The sequence below is a fragment of the Exiguobacterium sp. s5 genome, from assembly GCF_018618075.1.
Lineage (GTDB): Bacteria > Bacillota > Bacilli > Exiguobacteriales > Exiguobacteriaceae > Exiguobacterium > Exiguobacterium mexicanum_A.
Genome location: NZ_JACSLK010000001.1, coordinates 748,924 through 772,675 on the forward strand (window position 1 = coordinate 748,924; position 23,752 = coordinate 772,675).

Below are 23,752 nucleotides of genomic sequence, written 5' to 3' on the forward strand. Positions count from 1 at the left end.
GGGGGAATTGACAATGGAACGTACAGAACACGAATTGATTAAAGGCGGTAGCTTCGTCATCGACGCACTCGACGCGGATCGTTTGTTCACACCGGAAGACTTCTCGGACGAGCACAAAATGATTGGCGACACGACGGCGAGTTTCGTCGACGACCGTGTCATGCCTGTCCTTGGACGCATCGAGAAACACGAGTTCGATCTCTCGGTCGAACTGTTGAAAGAAGCGGGCGAGCTCGGCCTCCTCGGCGCGGATGTGCCAGAAGAGTACGGCGGTTATCAGCTTGATAAGATTTCGTCATCGATCATCACGGAGCGGTTCGCCAAGGCACGTTCATTCGCCCTCAGCTACGGCGCCCACGTTGGGATTGGGACACTCCCGATCGTCTTCTTCGGAACGGAAGAGCAAAAGCATAAGTACTTGCCGAAGCTCGCAACGGGCGAATGGATCGCAGCGTACGCCCTTACAGAGCCAGGCTCAGGCTCGGACGCGCTCGGTGCGAAAGCGACGGCCGTCTTGAACGAGGCCGGCACGCACTACGTGTTGAACGGGGAGAAGCAATGGATCACGAACGCCGGTTTCGCGAACGTGTTCGTCGTCTACGCGAAAATCGACGGCGACAAATTCAGCGCCTTCATCGTCGAGCGTGATTTCAACGGTGTCTCGACAGGCGCCGAAGAGCAGAAGATGGGGATTAAAGGTTCATCGACACGGACGCTCATCTTAGAAGACGTCGAAGTCCCGGTCGACAACCTCCTTGGAGAAATCGGCAAAGGCCACGTCATCGCCTTCAACATCTTGAACGTCGGTCGTTACAAACTTGCGGTCGGTGCGGTCGGTTCGTCGAAACGTGCGTTCGATCTTTCGGTCCAGTACGCGAACGAGCGCAAACAGTTCAAGACGCCGATCAGTCAGTTCCCGCTCATCCAAGAGAAACTTGCGACGATGGCCGCGAACATTTATGCGATGGAGAGCTCGGTTTACCGGACGGGCGGTCTATTCCAAGACAGCCTCGATGCGCTCGGTGACGACAATATGCGTGACGGCTCGAAAGTTGCCCAAGCCATCGCCGAATATGCGATCGAGTGTTCATTGAACAAAGTGTTCGCCTCAGAGACGTTCGACTACGTCGTCGATGAAGCGGTCCAAATCCACGGCGGCTACGGCTTCATGACCGAATATGAAGTCGAGAACTTGTACCGTGACTCACGCATCAACCGCATCTTCGAAGGAACGAACGAAATCAACCGTTTGATCGTGCCGGGAACGCTCCTCAAGAAAGCGATGAAAGGCGACTTGCCACTCCTCGCCGAAGCGCAGAAGCTCCAAAAAGAGCTCATGAGCTACATGCCGCAAGAGCTCGACGGCTCACCGCTCGCACGCGAGAAGATGCTTTTGTCGAACATGAAGAAAATCAACTTGATGATCGCCGGAACGGCCGTTCAGAAATATCAGCAAGACCTTCAGAACGAGCAAGAGATCCTCGCGAAGATCGCCGACATCATCAGCGCCATCTACGCGCTTGAAGCGGCCATCGCGCGGACGGAGAAAGCCATCGCCCGTACAGGCGCTGAGAAGAACCAACAGAAAGTTCGCTACACCGAAATCTTCGCCGAGCAAGTGTTCAAGCAAGTCGAACTCATGGCGAAAGAAGTGTTGTACGCGGCCGCATCGGGCGACGAGCAGCGCATGCTCTTGTCGGCGATGAAGAAGTTCAGCCGCTATCAGCCAATCAACGTCATCGGCACGAAGCGCGAAGTCGCAGCGAGCCTCATCAAAGCGAACAAGTTTATCGTGTAAGCAAGCAAGAGAAAGGGTGGACCGGACGCGGTCGGCCCTTTCTTTTTGCCCTGCCGACACCGTACAATGGGAAAAGGAGGGGATACATATGAGACGAGATGACTTGTTAGAACGGATGGACGCAATCGGCCGTTTGGTCGCGACAAAGGAAGGGACATTAATGTTACTCGCGCTCGGTTCGATCGGGCTCGAGACGGATCGGCTTGACGACTATTCGGATCTCGATTTCTTTTTGATTGTCGAAGACGGGTATAAGGCACGCTTCATCGACAATTTAGATTGGCTCGCCGTCGAGCCGTTGGCGTATCAGTTCCAAAATACGAAAGACGGGCATAAGGTCATGTATGAGGATGGCATTTACGCCGAGTTCGCCGTGTTCGAGATGGTGGAGATGCCTGGAATCGCCTATACGCCAGGTCGTGTCGTCTGGCAACGCGACGAGGCGCTCGATACATTCGCGACGCCGAAGGTCATCACGCATCCTTCAGACGCCGCACACCGCTATGAGGAGGCGTTGACGAACCTATACGTCGGACTGCTCCGGGAACGGCGCGGTGAACAGCTCGCCGGATTCGAACTCATTCAGGTGTCGGCCGTCAATAACGTGTTACTCGCATATGGGGAGACGAGCGACCCGTTTAATCCGACACGTCGGGTTGAGGCGAAGCATCCTGATGTGATCACGTTCCTCGAACAAGGAGTATTAGGTTATGGACGTTCCGTCGAGGCGGCTGCGGCCATCCTCGAACATATCGAAGCGCGTCATTCGGTGAACGCGGTGTTGAAGCGAGAAATCGAGCGTTTGCTTCAGGCGTGAACGGTTGATTCGGAATGTGCTACATTTATAGAAGAGGTGATGAACATGGTGACACTATATGGCTATCCGCCATGCAGTACGTGTAAAAAAGCAGAAAAGTGGTTGAAAGAGAACGGCATCGACTATACATACGTCCATATCGTCGAAGCGACACCGTCAAAAGACGAGTTGGCTGAGCTATGGAAACAGTCGGGTCTGCCGCTTAAAAAATTCTTCAATACGAGCGGACAGGTATATCGAAACGAAGGCATCAAAGATCAGTTGCCAAATCTATCAGAAGACGAACAAATCGAGCTTTTAGCGAGTAATGGTATGCTTTTGAAGCGCCCGATCGTGACAGATGGTCAAAAATCAACTGTCGGATTTTCAGAAAAGTCGTTTACAGACGTTTGGGGCGAAGTGCTATAATACTCGTGTGAGTCTAATTCATTTGAGGGGGAAGTTAAGATGAGCAAAGTACCAGCCAATCTACGTTATTCAAAAGAGCACGAATGGGTTGAAGTGAACGGAAGCGTGGCCCGCATCGGGATCACAGATTTCGCACAAAGCGAACTAGGGGATATCGTCTTTGTCGAACTTCCTGAAGTCGGCGGCACGATTTTACTCGATGAGCCGTTCGGTTCGGTCGAGTCGGTCAAAACCGTTTCAGAATTGTACGCTCCAATCTCTGGAAAAATCACAGCGGTGAACGAATCACTCGCCGATTCACCAGAACTCGTCAACGAGGCACCGTTCGAAGGCGCTTGGATGATCGAAGTCGAGTTGAACGACGCGTCAGACGTCGACAAACTCATGTCAGCCGAAGAATACGAAGCGATGATTCAAGGCTAAACAAAACCCGGTTTCTCTTCACGAGAAGCCGGGCTTTTTTTGTTCATTCGAAATCGAGGCGGTAATGATCAGGCTGGATGAGCGACGTCCGGTTGAACAGGCGGTAGAAGATAATTCCGAGCGTTATCGGGATGAGTCCGAACAAGACGATGACGAGCATGACGTTCCAAAGCGCGAAACCGCCGGGCATGAGGTGCAAGGCGTTGATCGGTCCGATGAGACCAGACACACCGAAACCGGCACTGATTGGTGTACCTTCGATCCGAAGGATGCCTGCGAGCGCTCCGAGGATGGCCGCATTGGCGAGTACCGGCAACATCATGATCGGACGACGGACGAAGTTCGCCATTTGAATCTTCGGTGACCCGAGGAAGTGGGCGATCGACGTTCCCGTCGCGTTCATCTGCCAGCCGGCGATGGCGAGACCGAAACCGGCGGCGACGACCCCTAAGTTGGCGGCCCCGGCCGCGACACCAGACAGACTGATCGCTGTGGCGATGCCGACCGTCGAAATCGGCGAGACGATGATGAGCGAGAACGCCATGGCGATCAACATGCCCATCACGATGGGCTGCAGTTCCGTCATCGTCATAATGATCGTCCCGACGTATGTCGTGATTTGTGAGATGTAAGTGAGCAGGAACGCCCCGATCCCTCCGGCGACGACGATGACCGTCATCGGTAAGACGAGTACCGTGTATGTCTTCAAGCGTGGCGACAACTGCATGACGAGGAACGTCGCGAGAGCGGCCGTCACACCGGCCGTGATGACGTCACCGATTCCGGCCATGAGGAACGCGCCTTCCTCGATGCGGATGGCGCCGCTCCCGACCTGGGTCGCGATGCCGATTGTGCCGGCCTCGAGTGCCGAGCGTCCGAACTGCATGGCGACAGCGACACCGATGATGACCGGTAAGAGACGCATCGCGATTGTCGTCGCATCTAAGATGAACTGCAAGGACGGAACATAAGGTAAGATGGCTTTCGTTAATTCACCGAGCAAGGCGCTCGGGATGAGGGCGATGAGGATGGCAAGACTGAGGCCGTTCAAGACGTTCATCAAAAACTGTTTTCCGGTAAGCTTCTCTTCCGTCATTGGGGATTCACCTGTCCTTTTCTACTGGTATGCTGTTATGTACAAAAGCAATAAAGTTAATGACCATACTATGCCTCTTTCTAGCGAGCGTCAATACAAAATGTTGAAATGTTCAGAATTTTCCATTTGAGCACAACTTTTGAACCGACCGGTCCGGATTCATATACTTAGAGGAGAGGTGAGAACAATGATGACAGACGGATTCTTATATATATACGCCCCGATGTGCGGTACATGCGCCGTGGCCGAGCGGATGCTCTCGGTCGTCGAGGCCGTCGACCCCGAACTCCAGATTGAAAAGCGTGATGCCAACTTTATCCCGAACGAGCTCGAGGCGTATCAGGTCATGAGCGTCCCGGCGCTATTGAAGCTGGAGAATGGCCAAGTTCGCGATCGTTTGTACGCGTTTCAAAACGTCCAGCACGTCCTATCTTTCGTCAAATGAGATAGGATGATTAGAATAATCTGAAAATTTTAAATAATCAGTTGACACAGAAAGTTCACGAATGATATATTCATTACAACATCTTACTTGAACACAACATAGGACGAGATTTTCCCGTCAGCAAGACGTTTTCGAACAACCGTTGCATGAGCTTACGCGATTTCAGGTGGACCTTCCCTTCGATTGTCCCCCAAAAAAATCAAGCGTCGGGGCACCGGTCGCGTAATTGCATGGTCCGTTCGAAGATCGAGTGATGGTCGGGTAAAAATCCCCCATATAAGGATGAATGCTCTGATCGGGCAAAAGAGGTTCATCTATGGGTTGTCCTTCAGTGACTCAAGGTGCTACGTTCTGTGTCATCCTCGGATGGCACCTTTTTTTATTTTTTTGCATAAAATAGTTTGACATGAAAATAATATGTCGCTATGATAAGGCTAATCAAATACGCAACCACTCTTATCAAGAGAGGCTGAGGGACTGGCCCTATGACGCCCAGCAACCGCGGAGCAATCCGAAATGGTGCTAATTCCAGCAAGGTGTAAACCTTGGAAGATGAGAGCAATCGTTGTCCGTACCGATAAAGTACGCACGTTTGCTCAAACGTGCGTACTTTTTTTGTTGTCAGGAGGGAAATGGATTGATTCAACTACGCAATGTGGCCAAATGGTTCGATACGAAAAACGGTCGGGTCCAGGCGGTCGATGATGTGTCGCTTACCATCGAAAGCGGCGAAATTTTTGGAATAATCGGATATTCAGGGGCGGGGAAGTCGACGCTCATCCGCTTGCTCAACCGACTCGAGGCACCGTCTAGCGGTGAAATCGTGGTCGCCGGCAGCGAGCTGACGAAGCTCACGCCGAAGGAACTACGCGGGGTACGTAAAAACGTCTCGATGGTGTTCCAACACTTCAACCTATTATGGTCACGCACGGTCGCTGAGAACATCAGCTTCCCGCTCGAGCTCATCGGGGTACCGGCCAGCGAACGCAAACGCCGCGTCCAAGAACTTGTCGAACTCGTCGGCTTAGGCGGACGGGAAGACAGCTATCCGTCGCAACTATCGGGCGGTCAAAAGCAGCGAGTCGGGATAGCCCGTGCGCTCGCTACGAATCCAGAAGTGCTCCTCTGCGATGAAGCGACGAGCGCACTCGACCCGAAGACGACCGATTCGATTCTCGAACTGCTCGTCAGCATCAATAAAAAGCTCGGATTGACGATCGTCCTCATCACCCATGAGATGCACGTCATCCAAAAGATTTGCCACCGCGTCGCCGTCATGGAGGCCGGGAAGGTCGTCGAGACCGGACAAGTCGCCGAGGTGTTCCAACATCCGGAACAGCCGATCACGAAAGAGTTCGTCAAACAGATCGGCGCGGTCGAAGACATGTCGCTCACGTTCGAGCACTTGAAAGCGCGTTATCCGAGCGGTCAAATCGTCAAGCTCAAATTCTTGAACGAGACGGCCGAGCAACCAATTCTGTCAGAAGTGTTGAAGCAACATGATATCGGCTTCAACATCATCGGCGGAAACGTGACGCAGTCACAAGTCGGTGCCCTCGGGACATTATTCATCCAATTGATCGGAGAGCCGGCTGAAGTCGAGCGGGCCATCGCCTCAATCCGGTCGCAGGCAGTGGAAGTGGAGGTAGAAAGCGATGTTTCCTAATGTAGATTGGCAAGTCATGCTCGAGCAGACGTGGGAGACGCTCTATATGACGCTCGTCGCCGGAGCCGCGACTTTCGTCATCGGTCTCGCCCTCGGGATGCTCTTATACGTCACGAACGAACCGCTCATGATGAAAAACCGTCCGATTTACACGGTTATCAGCGCAATCGTCAACGTGTTCCGGTCGATCCCGTTCATCATTTTGATCATCTTGCTCATCCCGTTCACGTTACTCGTCGTTGGGACGATGCTCGGATCGACGGCAGCGTTGCCGGCGCTCATCATCGGTGCGGCTCCGTTCTATGCGCGGATGGTCGAGCTCGCCCTGCGTGAAGTCGACCGCGGCGTCATCGAGGCGGCTGAATCGATGGGTGCGACAAAATGGCAGATCGTCTATAAAGTGTTGTTCCCAGAAGCATTGCCGGCCATCGTGTCAGGCATCACGGTCACGATCGTCGCGATCGTCGGTTATACGGCGATGGCAGGGGTCGTTGGGGGCGGGGGACTCGGGAACTTGGCGTTCCTCGAAGGGTTCCAGCGCTCACAGAGTGACGTCACGTTCGTCGCGACCGTCTTAATCTTGGTTATCGTCTTCGTCATCCAGTTCATCGGCGATCGACTCGTATCAGTAATTGACAAGCGTTCCGCTTGATCTAAATAGAAAATTTGGAGGGGTTTTATAATGAAATCATGGAAAACAGTACTCGGATTGACAGCAGCTTCAGCACTCACGATTCTCGCAGCTTGCGGCGGAGATTCAGAATCAGGTTCGGGCGATGACAAGACGCTCGTCGTCGGTGCGTCAAACGTCCCGCACGCTGAGATTTTAGAGCACATTCAAGACGACTACGAAGAGAAGGGCTATACGCTCGAAATCAAGAAGTTCCAAGACTACGTCCTCCCGAACAAAACGCTCGCGGACGGCGAACTCGACGCGAACTACTTCCAACACGAGCCGTACCTCGAGTCGCAAATGGCTGAGAACAAAGACTACAAATTCGCATCAGCCGGCGGCGTCCACATCGAGCCGATTGGTGTCTACTCACAAGACTACAAATCACTCGATGAGCTGCCAGAAGGCGCTGAAATCATCATGAGTTCGTCAGTCGCTGACCACGGACGAATCCTCACGATGCTCCAATCAGAAGGCTTACTCACGCTCGCAGAAGGCAAGACGACGGACGCGACGGTTTCAGACATCGTCGACAATCCGAAAAACTTGGAGTTCAAGACGGACGTTGAAGCGGCACTTCTCCCGCAAGCGTTCAACAACGGTGAAGGGGACGCGGTCCTCATCAACACGAACTACGCGATCGATGCCGGCCTCAACCCGCTCGAAGACGCGATCGCCCTCGAAGGCGAAGACTCACCTTACGTCAACTTGATCGTCACACGTGAAGGCGACGAAGACGACGAGCGCGTCAAGGCACTCCTTGAAGTTCTCACGTCAGAAGAGACACAACAGTGGATCTTGGACGAATACAAAGGTGCAGTCGTACCGGTCAAACAATAATTGTCGTCAAGGCTCGGGACATCCCGGGCCTTTTTTGTTTGGAGTAGTTTTGACGCACCAATAGAAGTACACTACATATATGTAGAAAAAGGGGGGATCCGGATGAACATACGACACATTCATCCGCTGACGCTGGGTGTCTTATTTGGTACATTTTTTGCCCGGCTGTCGACATTTTTTGTTATGCCGTTTTTTGCGATTTATCTTGCGACGCTTGGCTTCTCGGCGAGTGTCATCGGGACGGTGTTCGCCATCTCGGCGTTATCGGGGTTATTCATGAGCTTTTTTGGGGGCACGCTGTCTGACCGCTATGGGCGCAAACAGTTGATGCTAATCGGGATCGCCTTGAACGCGATCACGTTCAGCGGGTTCGCGCTCGTGACGGAATTATTTTGGTTTTACATGTTCTCGGTACTTATGGGCGTGTCGCGGTCGTTCCTCGAACCGGCGTCCCGCGCGCTCATCAGCGACACGACGCAACCGGACCAGCGCGTCATCGTCTACAATGTCCGCTACTTTTTAATCAATATCGCGGCGGCGATCGGTCCGTTGCTCGCGGTCGTGTTGTCGCTCACCGGGGCGAAGAGCGCCTTCTTCGTCGTCACGGGCGTCTATGTGTTATACGGTCTCGTCATCTCGACGCTGTTCCGGAAATATCCGTTCGAGGAAGGGGACGGCGTCAAAGTCCGGCCGCGCTTGACGGAGACGTTCCGTGTGTTACAGCAAGATAAGACGTTCCGCTACGTCATCATCGGGATGATTTTCGCCATCATCGGCTATAGTCAGTTCAATGCGACGTTGCCGCAGTTCATCGCGTTCCATGACGGCTTCAGTGATGGCTCACGTTTGTTCGCCTATCTGTTGACGGTCAATGCGATCACCGTCCTCGTCGTCCAATATCCGATCATGCGCTTCGGGATTCGCGTGTCGCCGATCAAGTCACTCTTTTTCGGCGTCGGGACGCTGTCGACGGGGCTCCTGCTCATCGGTTTTGCGACCGAGACGTGGGTGTTGTTCATCGCGATGGTCATCTTCACAATCGGTGAGGTGCTTATGTTCACGATGACGGACGTATTGACGGACGAATTGGCACCGGCTCACCTGCGCGGGACGTATTTCGGGGCGATGGGGTTGACGGCGCTCGGTCAGACGATCGGCCCCGTCATCGGTGGGGTGTTGCTCGATGGGTTTGATAACGCCGCGTTGCCAGTGTTTGGAAGCTTGGCCGTGTTGACGGCTTGCGGCGCCTTCTTCTTCGCCGGCGCCTTGAAAGAACGGAAAGCAAGTTTGGCCTTAATCGAGGAAAAAGTTGGATAAAGTCTTGATTTCCCGATATTCTCATTCTCAACATTTAAGTTTTATTGAGAATGAATAATAAGGTGAGTCGCTTGAAATAAAAAATTGTCTAGATTAAGATTAGAATATATCTAATCTACGCCAAAAATGGCGAGAAAACGGAAGGGGTATCCGAATGTCTAACGTACCACACATGAAAATTGATGACCTCCGCGTCTCAATCGAAGGAAAAGAGATCGTCAAAGGTCTTAATCTTGAAATTAAAGGTGGCGAAATTCACGCCATCATGGGTCCTAACGGGACGGGTAAATCTACACTCGCATCGGCACTTATGGGACATCCATTGTATGAAGTAACAGGCGGAAGCGTCGATTTGAACGGCGAAGACGTACTCGACATGGAAGTTGACGAGCGCGCGCAAGCCGGAATGTTCCTCGCGATGCAGTATCCTGCTGAAATCAGTGGTGTCACGAATGCCGATTTCTTGCGTTCAGCAATCAACTCACGCCGCGAAGAAGGACAAGAAATCTCACTCATGAAGTTCATCCGTGAACTCGATGCGAAAATGGACGTCCTCGAGATCCCTTCAGAAATGGCACACCGCTATTTGAACGAAGGCTTCTCAGGCGGAGAGAAAAAACGTAACGAGATTCTTCAAATGATGATGATTAAACCGAACATCGCCATCCTCGATGAAATTGACTCAGGTCTTGACATCGATGCGCTCAAAGTCGTCGCCAAAGGCGTCAACGAAATGCGCAACGAAGAGTTCGGCTGCTTGATCATCACGCACTATCAACGTCTCCTTAACTACATCGAGCCAGACTTTGTTCACATCATGATGGACGGTAAAATCGTCATGTCAGGTGGCAAAGAGCTTGCACAACGACTCGAAGCAGAAGGTTACGACTGGGTGAAGCAAGATCTTGGAATGACAGTAGACACAGAAGCGTAAGGAGGCTGTACGATGACCGTACAATTTGAATTGGATGCACAAGCAGTAGCGGCACGTGCAGAGGCGCTCGGTGGACCGGCATTTATGGTCAACCGTCGCAAAGAAGCAGCAGAACTTGCGCCGACTCTCGCCTTGCCAAAAGTTGAAAAGATCAAGATTGATAAATGGGACTTCGTCTCTGGAGACGTCGAGCTCACGAAGCACGACGGCTTGACGCCTGAAATCGAAGCACTTCTTGGAGACCACCGTACAAACGTGCTCGTTGAACGCAACGGTCATGTCGTCTACAACGAACTCGCGACGCCAGAAGGTGTCCTCTTCATGGGCATCAACGAAGCGATGGAACAACATCCGGACCTCGTCGAGAAGTACTTCATGACGGAAGGTGTCCGCGTGGACGAAGAACGTTTGTCTGCGTTGAACGCTGCCCTCATGAACGGTGGTGCGTTCCTATACGTACCGAAGAACGTTCAGTTGAAAGACCCGCTCCAAGCCATCTTCACGATGGAACAAGCGAACGGCGCGCTCTATCACCACACGATCATCGTCGCGGACGAAGGCAGTGAAGTGACGTATGTCGAGAGCTTCCTCTCGAACACGAACGAGCCGCACACGGTCAACGCCGTGACAGAAGTGTTCGCAGCCGCGAACGCGAAAGTCGTCTTCGGTGGCGTCGACCAGCTTGCTGAGTCGGCCCTCTCGTTCATGAACCGCCGCGGTGTCGTCTATGAGAACGCACGCCTTGAATGGGCGCTCGGTCACATGAATGACGGCAACTCGCTCGTCGAGACGAAGACACACCTCGTCGGGGACAATACGTTCTCAGACACGAAAGCCGTCACGGTTGGTCGTGGCGCACAGAAACAAAACTTCAATATCCGGACGGACCATTTCGGGAAGTCGTCAGAAGGGTTCATCTTGATTCACGGTGTCCAAAAAGACTCGGCTACGGCCATCTTCAGCGGGACATCGATGATTCACCATGGTGCTTCGAAATCGAACGGCGTTCAAACGGAACGTGTCCTCATGTTGTCTGAAAAGGCACGTGGCGACGCGAACCCGATTCTCCTCATCGATGAGGACGACGTCATGGCCGGTCACGCCGCTTCGGTCGGACGCGTCGACGACGTGCAGCTCTACTACTTGATGAGCCGCGGTCTGTCACGTAAAGAAGCCGAACGGTTGATCATTCACGGATTCTTGAACCCGGTCGTCGAGCAACTCGCGATCGAGTCGGTCAAAGACCGTCTCCGTGAAGTCATCGAAGGGAAAGTACGTTAAGATGATCGATGCCTCGATTCGTAAACAGTTCCCGATTTTAGATCAGGAAATCAACGGTCATCCGCTCGTCTATCTCGACAGCGCGGCGAGCTCCCAAAAACCGCTTGCTGTCATCGAGGCGATCGAGGATTACTATCGCCGCATCCACTCGAACGTGCACCGGGGCGTCCATACGCTCGGGACGCACGCGACGGATGCGTATGAAGGGGCGCGGGAGCGCGTCCGTTCATTCATCAACGCCGCCGTCCCGGAAGAGATCATCTTCACACGCGGGACGACGACGGCGATTAACCTCGTCGCGTCAAGCTACGGGGATGCCAACGTCGGCGCGGGGGACGAGATCGTCCTCACGCCGATGGAGCATCACGCCAACTTGATTCCGTGGCAACAGCTCGCCAAGCGTAAAGGGGCCAAACTCCGTTACGTCGAATTGACGCCGGACGGTCGGGTCACGCTCGACGCGGTCCGTGCCGTCTTGTCGGACCGGACGAAAATCGTTGCCATGAGTCACGTCTCGAACGTGCTCGGCACGATCAACCCGATCGCCGACGTGGCGAAGCTCGCCCACGAGAAAGGCGCGGTCATGGTCGTCGATGCGGCGCAAAGCGCACCGCACCGTAAACTTGACGTGCAAGCACTCGACTGCGACTTCCTCGCCTTCTCAGGCCATAAGATGCTCGGTCCGACCGGGATCGGGGTCTTATACGGGAAGAAACAGTTGCTTAAAAACATGGAGCCGGTCGAATTCGGTGGCGAGATGATCGATTACGTCGACTTGTATGAGTCGACATGGAAAGACATCCCGTACCGGTTCGAAGCAGGGACGCCGATCATCGCCGGCGCTGTCGGTTTGGCAGCGGCCATCGACTTCTTAGAAGACCTCGGTCTCGAGAACGTCGAAGCCCACGAACGGGCGCTCGCGACGTACGCCATCGAACAGATGCGGACGATCGAAGGTATCCAAATCTTCGGGCCAGAGGAACGGGTCGGACTCGTCACATTCAATTTAGGTGACGTGCACGCCCACGACTTAGCGACCGTCTTGGATATGCAAGGCATCGCGGTCCGGGCCGGCCACCATTGTGCCCAGCCGCTCATGCGTCTCCTGAAGCAATCATCGACAGCCCGAGCGAGCTTCTACTTGTACAATACGAAAGAAGAAGTCGACCGCTTCATCGAAGGGCTACGTCAAACGAAGGAGTATTTCAATTATGAGTTTTAACAATCTCGATATGTTGTACCGACAGGTCATCATGGATCATTATAAAAACCCAAGAAACCGTGGCGTCATCGAAGATGGCGTGACGATCGACTTGAACAACCCGACATGCGGGGATTCACTCCGACTCCAACTCCAAGTCGAGGATGGAATCGTGAAAGATGCCAAGTTTGAAGGGGAAGGCTGTTCGATCAGTCTCGCCTCGGCATCGATGATGACTCAAATCGTGAAGGGCAAGTCTGTTGACGAGGCACTCCAATTGGCCAACATCTTCTCGGAGATGGTCCAAGGGAAAGACTACGATACAGACACGTTCGACCTAGGCGACATCGAAGCGTTGTCTGGCGTCTCAAAGTTTCCGGCTCGCATCAAGTGCGCCACGCTCGCGTGGAAAGCGCTTGAAAAGGGAGTCGACGAGGAAGCGTAAGTAGAAGGAGGAGACCGATATGGCGAAAAACATGCCTGACATTGGCGATTATAAATATGGCTTCCATGACCGAGACATCTCGATTTTCCGTTCAGGCCGCGGCTTGACGAACGAAATCGTAGAGACGATCTCGCGCATGAAAGAAGAACCGGCATGGATGCTCGAGTTCCGTTTGAAATCACTCGAACAGTTCCGCAAAATGCCGATGCCGACATGGGGCGGTGATCTCACGGCACTCGATTTCGATGAGATCACGTATTATGTCAAACCGTCTGAAAAGACAGAGCACTCGTGGGACGAGGTTCCTGAAGAAATCAAACGTACGTTTGACAAGCTCGGAATCCCGGAAGCGGAGCAAAAATACTTGGCAGGCGTTTCGGCTCAGTATGAGTCTGAAGTCGTCTATCACAGCATGCAAGAAGACTTCGAAGCGAAAGGTGTCATTTTCAAAGATACAGACACTGCTTTGAAAGAAGATGAAGCCATCTTCCGCGAGTACTTCGGAAAATTGATTCCGCCGACAGACAACAAGTTCGCGGCACTCAACTCGGCTGTTTGGTCAGGTGGTTCGTTCATCTATGTACCAAAAGGCGTGAAGCTCGAGCAACCGCTCCAAGCTTACTTCCGAATTAACTCGGAGAACATGGGTCAGTTCGAGCGGACGCTCATCATCGTCGACGAGGGCGCATCTGTCCATTACGTCGAAGGATGTACGGCACCGGTCTACACGACGAACTCACTCCACTCGGCGGTCGTTGAGATTTTCGTCAACAAAGACGCATACTGCCGCTATACGACGATCCAAAACTGGGCGAACAACGTCTACAACTTGGTCACGAAGCGTGCCATCTGTGAAGCGGGTGGATCGATGGAGTGGATCGATGGTAACATTGGTTCGAAACTCACGATGAAATACCCGGCCGTCATCTTAAAAGGTGAAGGCTCACGCGGGATGACGCTCTCAATCGCCCTCGGCGGTAAAGGGCAGCACCAAGACGCCGGCGCGAAAATGATTCACCTCGCACCGAACACGTCGTCGTCAATCGTCTCGAAGTCGATTTCGAAACAAGGCGGAAAAGTCTCGTATCGCGGTATCGTCCACTTCGGCCGTAAAGCGAAAGGCGCACGTTCGAACATCGAATGTGACACGCTCATCATGGACAACGAGTCGACGTCGGACACGATCCCGTACAACGAGATCTTGAACGACCAAGTCTCACTCGAGCACGAAGCGAAAGTCTCTAAAGTGTCAGAAGAGCAACTCTTCTACCTCATGAGCCGTGGAATCTCGGAAGAAGAAGCGACGGAAATGATCGTCATGGGCTTCATCGAGCCGTTCACGAAAGAATTGCCAATGGAATATGCCGTCGAAATGAACCGTCTCATCAAGTTCGAGATGGAAGGATCAATCGGGTAATCTATTCATGTAACCAGCGAAGCGTAGCTTCGCTGGTTTTTTGTATAATCAAATGAGGAGGTGCGTGTCGAGTGAAGCGATTTCAGTTAAAGAGCAAAACATTAATGGCGTTCATGCATCAGATTCTTGTGCGGTGTCCTCGATGTGAGCAGCGCGCCGACATAATCGTTCATGAAGAGGTACGTCTTAGTTGTCTGGCCTGTGGGTACGTACGGATGTATTCGGATCAAGGCATACGGGTAGAAAGAGGCGCCTACGATCCTTTCTTTAGACTTCCACTTTATTTACAGACGAACTGCTGTGGTCATATCCTATGGGCTTATAACCAGGAGCACCTCGCGTATATGAGACAGTACGTGGAAGCAGATATTCGGACGAGCGACGGCGCGAACCGAAGTATGGAGAGTCGCTTGCCCAAGTGGATGAAGCAAAAACATAATCGAGAAGACGTGTCGCGGGCAATCAAGCGCTTAGAGATCGTATATGAGAAGGGATGAACCGGGATGGACCGACAAAAACGGCTACATGAAATTGAAAAGCGGCAATTGACATCCGTGATGAACAAGACGAAGTGGGAGGAACTGAGACGAGCGGTGGCACCTGAATGCTTATCTGAAGCGCCTTATCAAATCAAATATGTATTAGAAGACACACCAAGTCCTGAATTTTTATCGAAGACGGCTGATCTCTCAAGTGATTGGGATGATGGCTTTCCTTATCCGACCGCTTCAATCGAATGGATGCGGATTCTACCTATCGTCAAAGAAGCTCGTGGTTCTATCATGGAACCAGAGATTCATGATGTAACCGATAAATTTCATCACATATTGAGACGACTAAAGATACCTTTTGTAATGGAAGGTGAGATTATTTGTATTTTTGGTTATGTTCGAGATACGGGGATTTTCGAAAGAGAGGAGAATTAAAACATGTATGAAGATATAGGTGGCGGACGAGTCGAAATCACGGACCGGTTAACGGAGTCAGAAGTACTTGAACTCATACAGTTGGAAACCCTGCACACGATTCAATTCTCTGATGTTGTATCACAAGAAACGTTTATGTTATTAGAAGCGCATCTCTTTTCAAAACGTGATGACATCGTGTTGCGTGCACATAGCTTTGATTTTGCACGGTGCGACTTATCTAATCTTGCGTATGTCCCGTCAGTAAGAAGGTTATATGTTGACGTTGATCGTAGAATAACGAATTTAAACGTCATTCATCAGCTTCGTTCGTTAACTGAACTCGTGTTACACGTCTATCGATTAGAAAGTTTAGACATTTTAGACGGTGTGACAGAGCACCTGATTGACCTCTCGATCGGGGCGACGAAGTCGACGAAGCCCGATTTATCGGTGATTAGTCGATTCTCGAGACTAAAACGTTTGCGCATAGAAGGACATACGAAAGGCATCGATGTGTTGAGGAGACTCCCTCAATTAGAAGAGCTGACGTTACGGTCGGTACGATTACATAACTTTTCTTGTTTAGGCGGTCTTGAAAAACTGACAACACTGAACATCCTATTAGGCGGGACACGCGATTTGACGGCACTTTCCTCATTAAAAGCGCTACAACATTTGGGGTTGCGGCACATTCGGGGATTAGAAGATTTATCCGTCATTTCTGAATTGCTCGAGTTGCGAACACTTCATTTACAGTCGCTTCGTCGTGTTCAACAATTACCTGATGTTAGTAAACTTTATCACTTGAAAAGAATAGAAATCGAACATTTACAAGGCCTGATCAATCTTTCAAGCTTAGGTGAAGCACCCTCGTTACGACAATTTTTCCCATTTTTCTGCGAAGCATATGCAATTCAAAGATTATGTACCTCTTTTAGAAAACCCGATTGTGGAGGAAGTAGTGGTCGATTTTGGTAGCGTGCGTCGGAATGACGAATTTACAGAAATGATGAACCAGTACGGGAAGGTTGAGATCAGTGATTGGGATTAACGCATTCTAGCATATGGCGAGTACGAGAGGATTCAAAAATATGGTATATTTGAATAAAATTGAACACATACATTCAAAGAAAGTCAGGTGAAGCCATGCAACTCTCCATCCGAGCTACAGGCGAACACGTAGAAGTCTTGTCCTATTTGCTTGCTAAAAATCCAAACAATATATATGAACGCACTGAAAACGGTCATCTCGTCCGGATGTTCTTTAACCGCTTTGAGGCTGAACATGTAGACGTCACATTTTTCGTAACGCCCGACCCAATCGAACTTTCACGTAACAATGCTGGCCAATACGATATTACTTCATACATAAATGACCGAGAATTTGCCGTCAGCAGTATTTTTTGCTCGTTATTACGAACGGCCCTCGGCACGGCGCTCAACGGTAAACCAAAACCAGAATATGCGGAATGGGTCAATCATTCGTTTCCGTTACACATTTCTGTTGGGCCGATTGCGAGTGCATTAAGTGATGGAGCCATTCGTGAGTTGTTCGAACCACTCGGTTATCAGGTGGAGTTCGTCTATAGCGAGACAACCGACGATTTAGATTTAACGAAGAAACACTCTGCCCGAATGCTACAATTGTCAGGCATGACGACACTTCAATCGGCATTGCGACAATTGTATGTTTTGATTCCTGTCATGGACAATTATAAGCATTATTTTATCGATGAGAAAGAAATTGAAAAACTCAAACGTTACGGGGAAGGATGGTTAGATTCTCATCCACAACGTACATATATTTTGAAACAAGCATTGCGCTTCAAAGACGTATATCGTCTCTTAGAAGAGGAGCCGGTAGCTAAAGTACAAAAAGCGGATCACCAGCGGTTGAACGACCTGCGTTATGAGGCAATCATCGGAAAAGTGAGCGCCTTACCAGAGCGTCGTGTCGTCATTGATATGGGTGCCGGAGAAGGGAAGCTTGCGAGCAAACTTGGTTTTGTGCCTGGGATTGAACTGATTTATGCGGTCGAACCGTCTGAGCGTGAGCGACTCAAGGCATTAAAACGTTATGAAAAAAATGCCGAAGATAAAACATTTAATCAACCGGTGTCGATGTTCGGTTCGCTGTTTTATGTGGATGACCGATTACGCGGAGCGGACGTCTTCATTCTTTGTGAGGTCATCGAACATATCGATGAAGATCGTATTCCTAAGATGATGGCCACACTTCTCGATACGTACCGACCGAAGTCACTCTTCGTGACGACACCAAATCGAGAGTATAACAAGGTGTATGGGCTCGATTCGTCATATCGACACCCGGATCACCGCTTCGAGTGGACGAGGTCAGAGTTCATGTCTTTTTGTGAGACGCAAGCAGCGCTGTTCGGTTACTCGTGTACGTTCAGTGGGATAGGCGAAAACCATCCGACGTTTGGAGAGCCGACTCAACTCGCCGAGTTTACAAGAAAGCAGGTGTTATAATGCGGATTCAACTTCCTTATGCGGGAATTGTATTATTGGTCGGACCGTCTAATAGCGGAAAGTCGACATGGCTCAAACAATTAATCGAAGACGAAACGATTCGTCCGAGCGAAGTCGTCAGTTCGGATGATTACCGGAAACTTGTCGGGGATGTCGAGCATATCGATTGGAAAGGACATCCGCCGGACGAAGCTGACACGCTTTATGAAGCGTATCAAGACATATCCACAGAGGCGTTTGCGCTGATGACTTCACTCATCGAAGCAAGGGCGCGACTCAATAAACTGACGATAATCGACGCGACACACCTCTATGCGTCTGACCGTAAAACTTATATCGAATTGGCACGACGGTTGCATCAACCTATCTACGCGCTAGTCTTAGACGTCGAACAACACACATTACTTGAGCGTGATCAACAACGCGATTTCCCTCGTGGGGGGCGACGTGTAAAACAACAAGTTCAAGTGTTCAATCGGGAAAAGCGCTCGATGAAACGCGAAGGATTCGACCAACTTCACATCGTTGCAGACGTTGAGAAAGTCGAACTTGTGCGCCAAATGAATAATCCTCTCCATATATCGGCGGATCATGGGATTGATGTGATTGGGGACATTCACGGATGTTTCGATGAGTTCATCGAGTTGCTCGGACGCTTAGGATACATCCAAAACGAAGAAGGGTTATACGTACATCCAGAAGGACGCACCTTCTTGTCACTTGGAGATATTACGAGTCGCGGTCCGAAGTCACTTGACACCATTTTGTTCTTCATTCGGCACGTCGAAGCGGGTGTTGCGAAAATGATTGATAGTAATCATGGCTGGAAAGTGTTGCGCTGGCTCGAAGGACGAAACGTTACGATGAAGCATGGGGATGAGCTATTTGTGGAAGAACTCCATGCATTCGAAGAGGAGAATGGCGCAGAATTAACGGAGGCGTTAAAGTCTTCAATGAAGCGCCTGCTAAAACATGCACCCTCTCACTATGTTCTGACCAAGCACGATATTCCGACAGCAGTCTGTGTCCATGCCGGTATTCGAGACGAGTTCATTGGTAAGTCCTCTCGAGAGATTAGTGATTTTTGTCGCTACGGTGACAATGATGGATTTGATGACGCAGGTAAGCCGATTCGAAAAGATTGGACGGTGCATCATCGCTCGAACAAGTTAATCATTTGGGGACACGATCCGCGTCCACGTCCACTACGTCTCAATCAAACCATTAATATCGATCAAGGTGTGGTTTTTGGTGGGCGCTTGACGGCATTTCGTTATCCGGAACAAACCATCGTTCAAGTGGAAGCAAAGCAAGATTATGCACAAGTCGATGACAATCCGCTCGCGATGCTAGAAGCGAAACGATTAGACCCACCAAATATCGGGAAGTTTATGAATGGCTATACGGTAGAAACGGAAGCCATCGGTGCAGTAAAGGTCTCGAAAGAAACAGCATTACCGTCCATTGATCTCGTATCACATCATACCGTCCCGCTTGAAGAGTTGGTTTACATTCCACCGACGATGAGCCCGACACCGAAGCCAGCTGCTGAGGAGGGTTATCTCGAGCACCCAAACGAAGCGATTGCCTATTATCGAGAACTTGGGATTACGCGACTGATCGCTGAGAAAAAGCATATGGGGAGTCGTGCAATTCTACTTCTATTTAAGAATGAGGATGCTGCAGAGCAAGCGATTGGCCGACGAACGAAGGGGATCATTTATACGCGTTCAGGTAGACGGTTCTTTGAATCTGAGCAAGAGCTTGAAGTCGTTACGCGACTTCATCAGTCGTTGACATCAAACGATTACTTCGCGTCGCATCAAACAGAGTTTGTCTTACTTGATGCCGAAATCCTGCCTTGGAATTTGAAAGCGAGAGAGTTGATTCGTCATCAGTATGCTCACGTCGCTGAGCAAGCGTTACTCGATCGAGAGCAATTAAAACGTTCGCTCGAGTCAGCTGTAGACCGCGTGGATGGCGTTCGTGAATGGTATAGAGAAGTGAGTCAAAAGCTGGAACAAGCCGAGACATTTAAACAGGCGTTTCAAACGTATTGTTGGGACGTTGAAGATCTTAACGCGATTAAGATTGCACCTTTCCATGTGTTGGCACATAGCGAAGAAACGTTTTTTGATAAGACGCATGAATGGCATATGACCATGAATCAGAGATTTTCAGAAATGGATGAACTGTTTTTAGCGACCGATTATAGAATCATTGAAGATGCCGAGACTGAAACTGATGTGATTGAATGGTGGAAAACGATGACTGAAGACGGTCACGAGGGAATCGTCATCAAACCAGAGCGGTTTTTGACGCAAGTTGAAGGGAAACTGATTCAACCTGCGATCAAAGTACGTGGTCGGAAGTACTTATCCATCATCTATGGAATGGATTATTTAGAACCTAACAACTTGAAGCGATTAAAAAAACGGAACGTCTCGAAGAAACAAAAGCTCGCCTTGCGTGAATTTGCACTTGGGATAGAAGGTGTGAAACGTTTTGTGGAGCGAGAATCGCTCGAAAGGTATCATGAATGCGTTCTGGCGACACTTGCGATGGAAGCCGAGCCAGTTGATCCAAGACTATAAAGATTAGGGAGGAATGATTGAATGGAAACGATTGATCCAAAAGACATCACCCGCATCGCCGTCGTCGGCGCCGGCTGGGTCGGTATCAGTTTCGCCTATCAACTGTCGATGGCGGCGCTCTGTGAAGAGCTCGTCTTGATCGACTCGAACCACGCCAAGGCCGAAGGGGAGGCGATGGACCTCAACCACGGCATCTCGTTCGCGCCGAGCCCAGTCCGCATTTGGGCAGGGGACTACTCGGACTGCCGTGACGCCGATCTCGTCGTCATCACGGCCGGTGCCGCTCAAAAGCTCGGTCAGACCCAGATGGACCTGGCCGAACAAAACGCGGTCGTCGTCCGTGACGTCACGAAACAAATCATGGCGAGCGGGTTCGACGGCATCATCGTCGTTGCGACGAACCCGGTTAACGTCATGGCGCACGTCGCCTGGAAGGCGTCCGGCTTGCCAAAGCACCGCGTCATCGGTTCAGGTACGGTGCTTGACACGGCCCGTCTTCGTTATAAAGTCGGTGAGTACTTCGACTTGTCATCACGGAACTGCCACGTCTATTACATGGGCGAGCATGGCGCCGGAGGATTCGTCGCCTGGGACAATGCCCGCATTTACGGGAAGTCGATGAAGCAGTTACTTGAGGAGAATGAATCGTACCGCCAAGAAGATTTGGACGCCATCTATCAAGGGGTCCGCGATGCGGCGAATCAAATTATCGAATATAAGAGCGCGGCGTACTACGCGATTGGGCTCGGGCTCCTCCGGATCGTCCGCGCCATCGTCCGGAACGAGAACTCCGTCGTGACGATCGGTGCTCATCTCGACGGAGAATACGGTGCCTCTGGGCTCCATATCGGCGTACCGGCCTTGATCGATCGGACCGGTATCCGCCAAATCGTCGAGATCGAACTGACGGACGAGGAACAACAACAATTCGACGCCTCGGTCGGACGGATTCGTCAAGCGATCGACAAGATTGAATCGAGTTCATAAAAAAAGGCCCGGCTGCGATTGCAGCCGGGTTTGTCGTTACGAAGCCTTCTTCTCGGCGACGTCTTTCTTATAATATTTCTCGGACGTGAAGAACTCAGTCGTCAAGCGCTTCACTTCACCGCTCAACATCAAGACGGCAATCATGTTCGGGATGAGGATCATCGCGAGCATGAAGTCGAGGAAGTTCCAAATCATTTGGGCGCCGCCGATCGCACCGATGACGATCGAGGCGATATAGACGACTTTCATCAAGAATCCGGCCTTCAACCCGAACAAGTACTCGGCTTGGCGCGACCCGTAAAAGATGATGACGATGATCGTCGACAAGACGAAGAAGATGAGCGAGATCGTGACGAGCAGGCTACCCGTGTAACCGAAGTACTGTTGGAATGCGATCGTCGTCAGAGCGGCCGGGTCGTTCATGGCGCCGGCCTCTGTCCATACACCGGAAGACAAGACGACGAACGCCGTCGTGCTACAGATGATGAGCGTATCGATGACAATCCCGATCACGGCCCAGAAGCCTTGACGGACCGGATGATCCGTTTGGGCGGCCGCGTGGGCGATCGGTGCCGTCCCGAGTCCAGCCTCGTTCGAATACAGACCGCGGGCGAAGCCCCAACGAATCGTCTCGGCAATCGCGGCACCGGCGAAACCGCCAAGGGCAGCCATCGGTTGGAATGCGTACGAGAAGATGAGCCCGAGTACTTCCGGGATTTGCGAGAAGTTCATCAAGACGATGATGAACCCGGCACCGACATAGACGAGCGCCATCGCCGGGACGATGACCTCCGTCACTTTGGCGATCCGCTTCACGCCGCCGAAGACGACGAGCGCGACGAGGCCCGCGACGATGAGTCCGGTCACGAGCGTATTGCCGTCGAACGTCTCGCGGACGGCCGAACTGACGGCGTTCCCTTGGACCATGATACTCGGGATGAGTTCAATCATGAGGGCGAAGGCGAACCAAGAAGCGAGCCATTTCAACTTCAATCCTTTGGCCATATAGTAGACGGGACCGCCGACAAATTCCCCGGCCTCGTTTTTCTCGCGGTAACGGACAGCGAGGACGCTCTCCGAGAACTTGATGGCCATCCCGACGACGGCGATGACCCACATCCAGAAGATGGCACCGGGACCACCGAACATGATGGCAGCCGGTACCCCGATGATATTGGCAGCACCGATCGTCGACGACAAGGCCGACGTGAGTGCTTGGCGAGGACTGATGTCGCCTTCGCCTTTTGGTTTTTTAAAGACACTGCCTAACGTTTGTTGCAATATGTATAGCGGGTATCGGAATTGGAAGAACCCTAAACGAATCGTCAAATAAAGTCCAGACAAGACAAGTAATGAGATGATTGGCACTCCCCATAGCCAATCCGAAAACGTCGTCACCATATTCACAAGTTGTTCCACATCACCACTCCTATCCATTATTTTACTTAAATATTGTTTCCTAACTACAGCGTCATTAAACCTGTTATTTCACATACAAGGAGGAATACATGCATGAAACAAGCACAACATCTCATCGTATCGGGTCGTGTCCAAGGGGTCGGTTTCCGCTACTTCGCTCAAGCGACAGCGCTTGAATACGGCATCACGGGTTGGGTTCGGAACTTGAATGACGGGACGGTCGAACTTCGAATCGAAGGAGACGCGGAGAGACTCGAATCTTATAAACGTGCTTTATATGACGGCAATCGTTTTGTCGGGGTCGAACGCATCGAAGCCGAAGAGGCGACGATCGAATCCTTCCGGAAATTCGATATCCGTTATTGACCATTTCTCTCATAAAGAGCAATCCTTCCTCATTTACTCGCCGATAATTTGTAAAATGAGGGAACGGTTCCATATGAAAAATCCACATTTCAAAAAAATAAACATCATTTTTAAGGATAGGGTGGTCAAAAAAATGAAAGTGTGTATAATGAAATAGACCAAGCGCTTTATTGTCAGAAAATTTAGTCATTTGATTCATTGGGTAACACGGAAGGTATTACATG

General features: G+C 51.2%; 23 protein-coding genes and 1 riboswitch. Of the genes, 21 read left to right on the forward strand and 2 right to left on the reverse strand.

Annotated elements, in window-relative coordinates:
- Positions 1-13: 13 nt before the first annotated feature.
- From KNP60_RS03910 to gcvH, 4 genes are all read left to right on the forward strand, one after another.
- Positions 14-1,798, forward strand: a complete 1,785-nt coding sequence (locus KNP60_RS03910; protein WP_214796976.1) for an acyl-CoA dehydrogenase family protein — start codon at positions 14-16, stop codon at positions 1,796-1,798.
- A gap of 88 nt (positions 1,799-1,886) precedes the next feature.
- Complete coding sequence (locus KNP60_RS03915) at positions 1,887-2,615, forward strand: hypothetical protein (protein WP_251131309.1); 729 nt, start codon at positions 1,887-1,889, stop codon at positions 2,613-2,615.
- Between the two features lie 45 nt (positions 2,616-2,660).
- Complete coding sequence (locus tag KNP60_RS03920) at positions 2,661-3,023, forward strand: arsenate reductase family protein (RefSeq protein ID WP_131437898.1); 363 nt, start codon at positions 2,661-2,663, stop codon at positions 3,021-3,023.
- Between the two features lie 39 nt (positions 3,024-3,062).
- On the forward strand, positions 3,063-3,446 hold the full coding sequence (gene gcvH, locus KNP60_RS03925) for a glycine cleavage system protein GcvH (RefSeq protein WP_021065488.1): 384 nt from the start codon (positions 3,063-3,065) through the stop codon (positions 3,444-3,446).
- A gap of 43 nt (positions 3,447-3,489) precedes the next feature.
- Here gcvH and KNP60_RS03930 read toward each other — a convergent pair whose 3' ends face one another.
- A complete protein-coding gene (locus KNP60_RS03930) occupies positions 3,490-4,542 on the reverse strand; it encodes a PTS sugar transporter subunit IIC (RefSeq protein ID WP_214796977.1) in 1,053 nt (350 codons plus the stop codon).
- Between the two features lie 187 nt (positions 4,543-4,729).
- Here KNP60_RS03930 and KNP60_RS03935 point away from each other — a divergent pair, with 187 nt between their 5' ends.
- The 16 genes from KNP60_RS03935 to KNP60_RS04010 all read left to right on the forward strand — a co-directional run bounded on the left by KNP60_RS03935 (position 4,730) and on the right by KNP60_RS04010 (position 21,743).
- Positions 4,730-4,987, forward strand: coding sequence for a thioredoxin family protein (locus tag KNP60_RS03935; protein ID WP_114166832.1), 258 nt, complete (start codon positions 4,730-4,732; stop codon positions 4,985-4,987).
- A gap of 453 nt (positions 4,988-5,440) precedes the next feature.
- Positions 5,441-5,546, forward strand: a riboswitch (SAM riboswitch).
- A 78-nt stretch (positions 5,547-5,624) separates the two neighbouring features.
- A complete protein-coding gene (locus tag KNP60_RS03940; RefSeq protein WP_034778457.1) occupies positions 5,625-6,653 on the forward strand; it encodes a methionine ABC transporter ATP-binding protein in 1,029 nt (342 codons plus the stop codon).
- Positions 6,643-7,305: a methionine ABC transporter permease gene (locus tag KNP60_RS03945; RefSeq protein ID WP_034778455.1), complete on the forward strand. Its 663-nt coding sequence runs from the start codon at positions 6,643-6,645 to the stop codon at positions 7,303-7,305. The genes KNP60_RS03940 and KNP60_RS03945 overlap by 11 nt, the downstream gene beginning before the upstream one ends.
- 30 nt (positions 7,306-7,335) lie before the next feature.
- Positions 7,336-8,166, forward strand: coding sequence for a MetQ/NlpA family ABC transporter substrate-binding protein (locus KNP60_RS03950; protein ID WP_214752980.1), 831 nt, complete (start codon positions 7,336-7,338; stop codon positions 8,164-8,166).
- A 102-nt stretch (positions 8,167-8,268) separates the two neighbouring features.
- A complete protein-coding gene (locus KNP60_RS03955) occupies positions 8,269-9,483 on the forward strand; it encodes an MDR family MFS transporter (protein WP_214796978.1) in 1,215 nt (404 codons plus the stop codon).
- Positions 9,484-9,655: 172 nt separating this feature from the next.
- Positions 9,656-10,417: a Fe-S cluster assembly ATPase SufC gene (gene sufC / locus KNP60_RS03960; RefSeq protein ID WP_152567746.1), complete on the forward strand. Its 762-nt coding sequence runs from the start codon at positions 9,656-9,658 to the stop codon at positions 10,415-10,417.
- Positions 10,418-10,429: 12 nt separating this feature from the next.
- Positions 10,430-11,698 (forward strand): Fe-S cluster assembly protein SufD, encoded by a 1,269-nt coding sequence (gene sufD / locus KNP60_RS03965; protein WP_034778444.1) that lies wholly within the window; start codon positions 10,430-10,432, stop codon positions 11,696-11,698.
- 1 nt (position 11,699) lies between these two features.
- Entirely contained in the window at positions 11,700-12,920 is a 1,221-nt protein-coding gene (locus KNP60_RS03970) for a cysteine desulfurase (RefSeq protein WP_214763292.1), read from the forward strand.
- Positions 12,910-13,344 carry a Fe-S cluster assembly sulfur transfer protein SufU gene (gene sufU / locus KNP60_RS03975; protein WP_034778441.1) on the forward strand — a complete coding sequence of 145 codons (435 nt, stop codon included), beginning with the start codon at positions 12,910-12,912 and terminating at the stop codon, positions 13,342-13,344. Before KNP60_RS03970 ends, sufU begins: the two co-directional genes overlap by 11 nt.
- Positions 13,345-13,363: 19 nt before the next feature.
- Positions 13,364-14,761 (forward strand): Fe-S cluster assembly protein SufB, encoded by a 1,398-nt coding sequence (gene sufB, locus KNP60_RS03980; RefSeq protein WP_214796979.1) that lies wholly within the window; start codon positions 13,364-13,366, stop codon positions 14,759-14,761.
- 344 nt (positions 14,762-15,105) lie between these two features.
- Entirely contained in the window at positions 15,106-15,258 is a 153-nt protein-coding gene (locus KNP60_RS03985; RefSeq protein ID WP_214752984.1) for a hypothetical protein, read from the forward strand.
- Between the two features lie 6 nt (positions 15,259-15,264).
- Complete coding sequence (locus KNP60_RS03990; protein WP_214752986.1) at positions 15,265-15,687, forward strand: DUF6678 family protein; 423 nt, start codon at positions 15,265-15,267, stop codon at positions 15,685-15,687.
- Between the two features lie 3 nt (positions 15,688-15,690).
- On the forward strand, positions 15,691-16,647 hold the full coding sequence (locus tag KNP60_RS03995; protein WP_214752988.1) for a leucine-rich repeat domain-containing protein: 957 nt from the start codon (positions 15,691-15,693) through the stop codon (positions 16,645-16,647).
- A 168-nt stretch (positions 16,648-16,815) separates the two neighbouring features.
- Positions 16,816-18,162, forward strand: coding sequence for a 3' terminal RNA ribose 2'-O-methyltransferase Hen1 (locus tag KNP60_RS04000; protein WP_214752990.1), 1,347 nt, complete (start codon positions 16,816-16,818; stop codon positions 18,160-18,162).
- A complete protein-coding gene (locus KNP60_RS04005) occupies positions 18,162-20,756 on the forward strand; it encodes a polynucleotide kinase-phosphatase (RefSeq protein ID WP_214796980.1) in 2,595 nt (864 codons plus the stop codon). Before KNP60_RS04000 ends, KNP60_RS04005 begins: the two co-directional genes overlap by 1 nt.
- A gap of 21 nt (positions 20,757-20,777) precedes the next feature.
- The gene (locus KNP60_RS04010) at positions 20,778-21,743 is read left to right on the forward strand and encodes an L-lactate dehydrogenase (RefSeq protein ID WP_214796981.1); all 966 of its coding nucleotides are present in this window, start codon (positions 20,778-20,780) and stop codon (positions 21,741-21,743) included.
- A gap of 36 nt (positions 21,744-21,779) precedes the next feature.
- On the opposite strand, the gene KNP60_RS04015 is transcribed toward KNP60_RS04010, so the two are convergent.
- Positions 21,780-23,144 carry an alanine/glycine:cation symporter family protein gene (locus KNP60_RS04015; RefSeq protein WP_251128278.1) on the reverse strand — a complete coding sequence of 455 codons (1,365 nt, stop codon included), beginning with the start codon at positions 23,142-23,144 and terminating at the stop codon, positions 21,780-21,782.
- A 111-nt stretch (positions 23,145-23,255) separates the two neighbouring features.
- Between KNP60_RS04015 and KNP60_RS04020 the strand changes: the two genes are divergently transcribed.
- Positions 23,256-23,528, forward strand: coding sequence for an acylphosphatase (locus tag KNP60_RS04020; RefSeq protein WP_214752996.1), 273 nt, complete (start codon positions 23,256-23,258; stop codon positions 23,526-23,528).
- Positions 23,529-23,752: the final 224 nt, after the last annotated feature.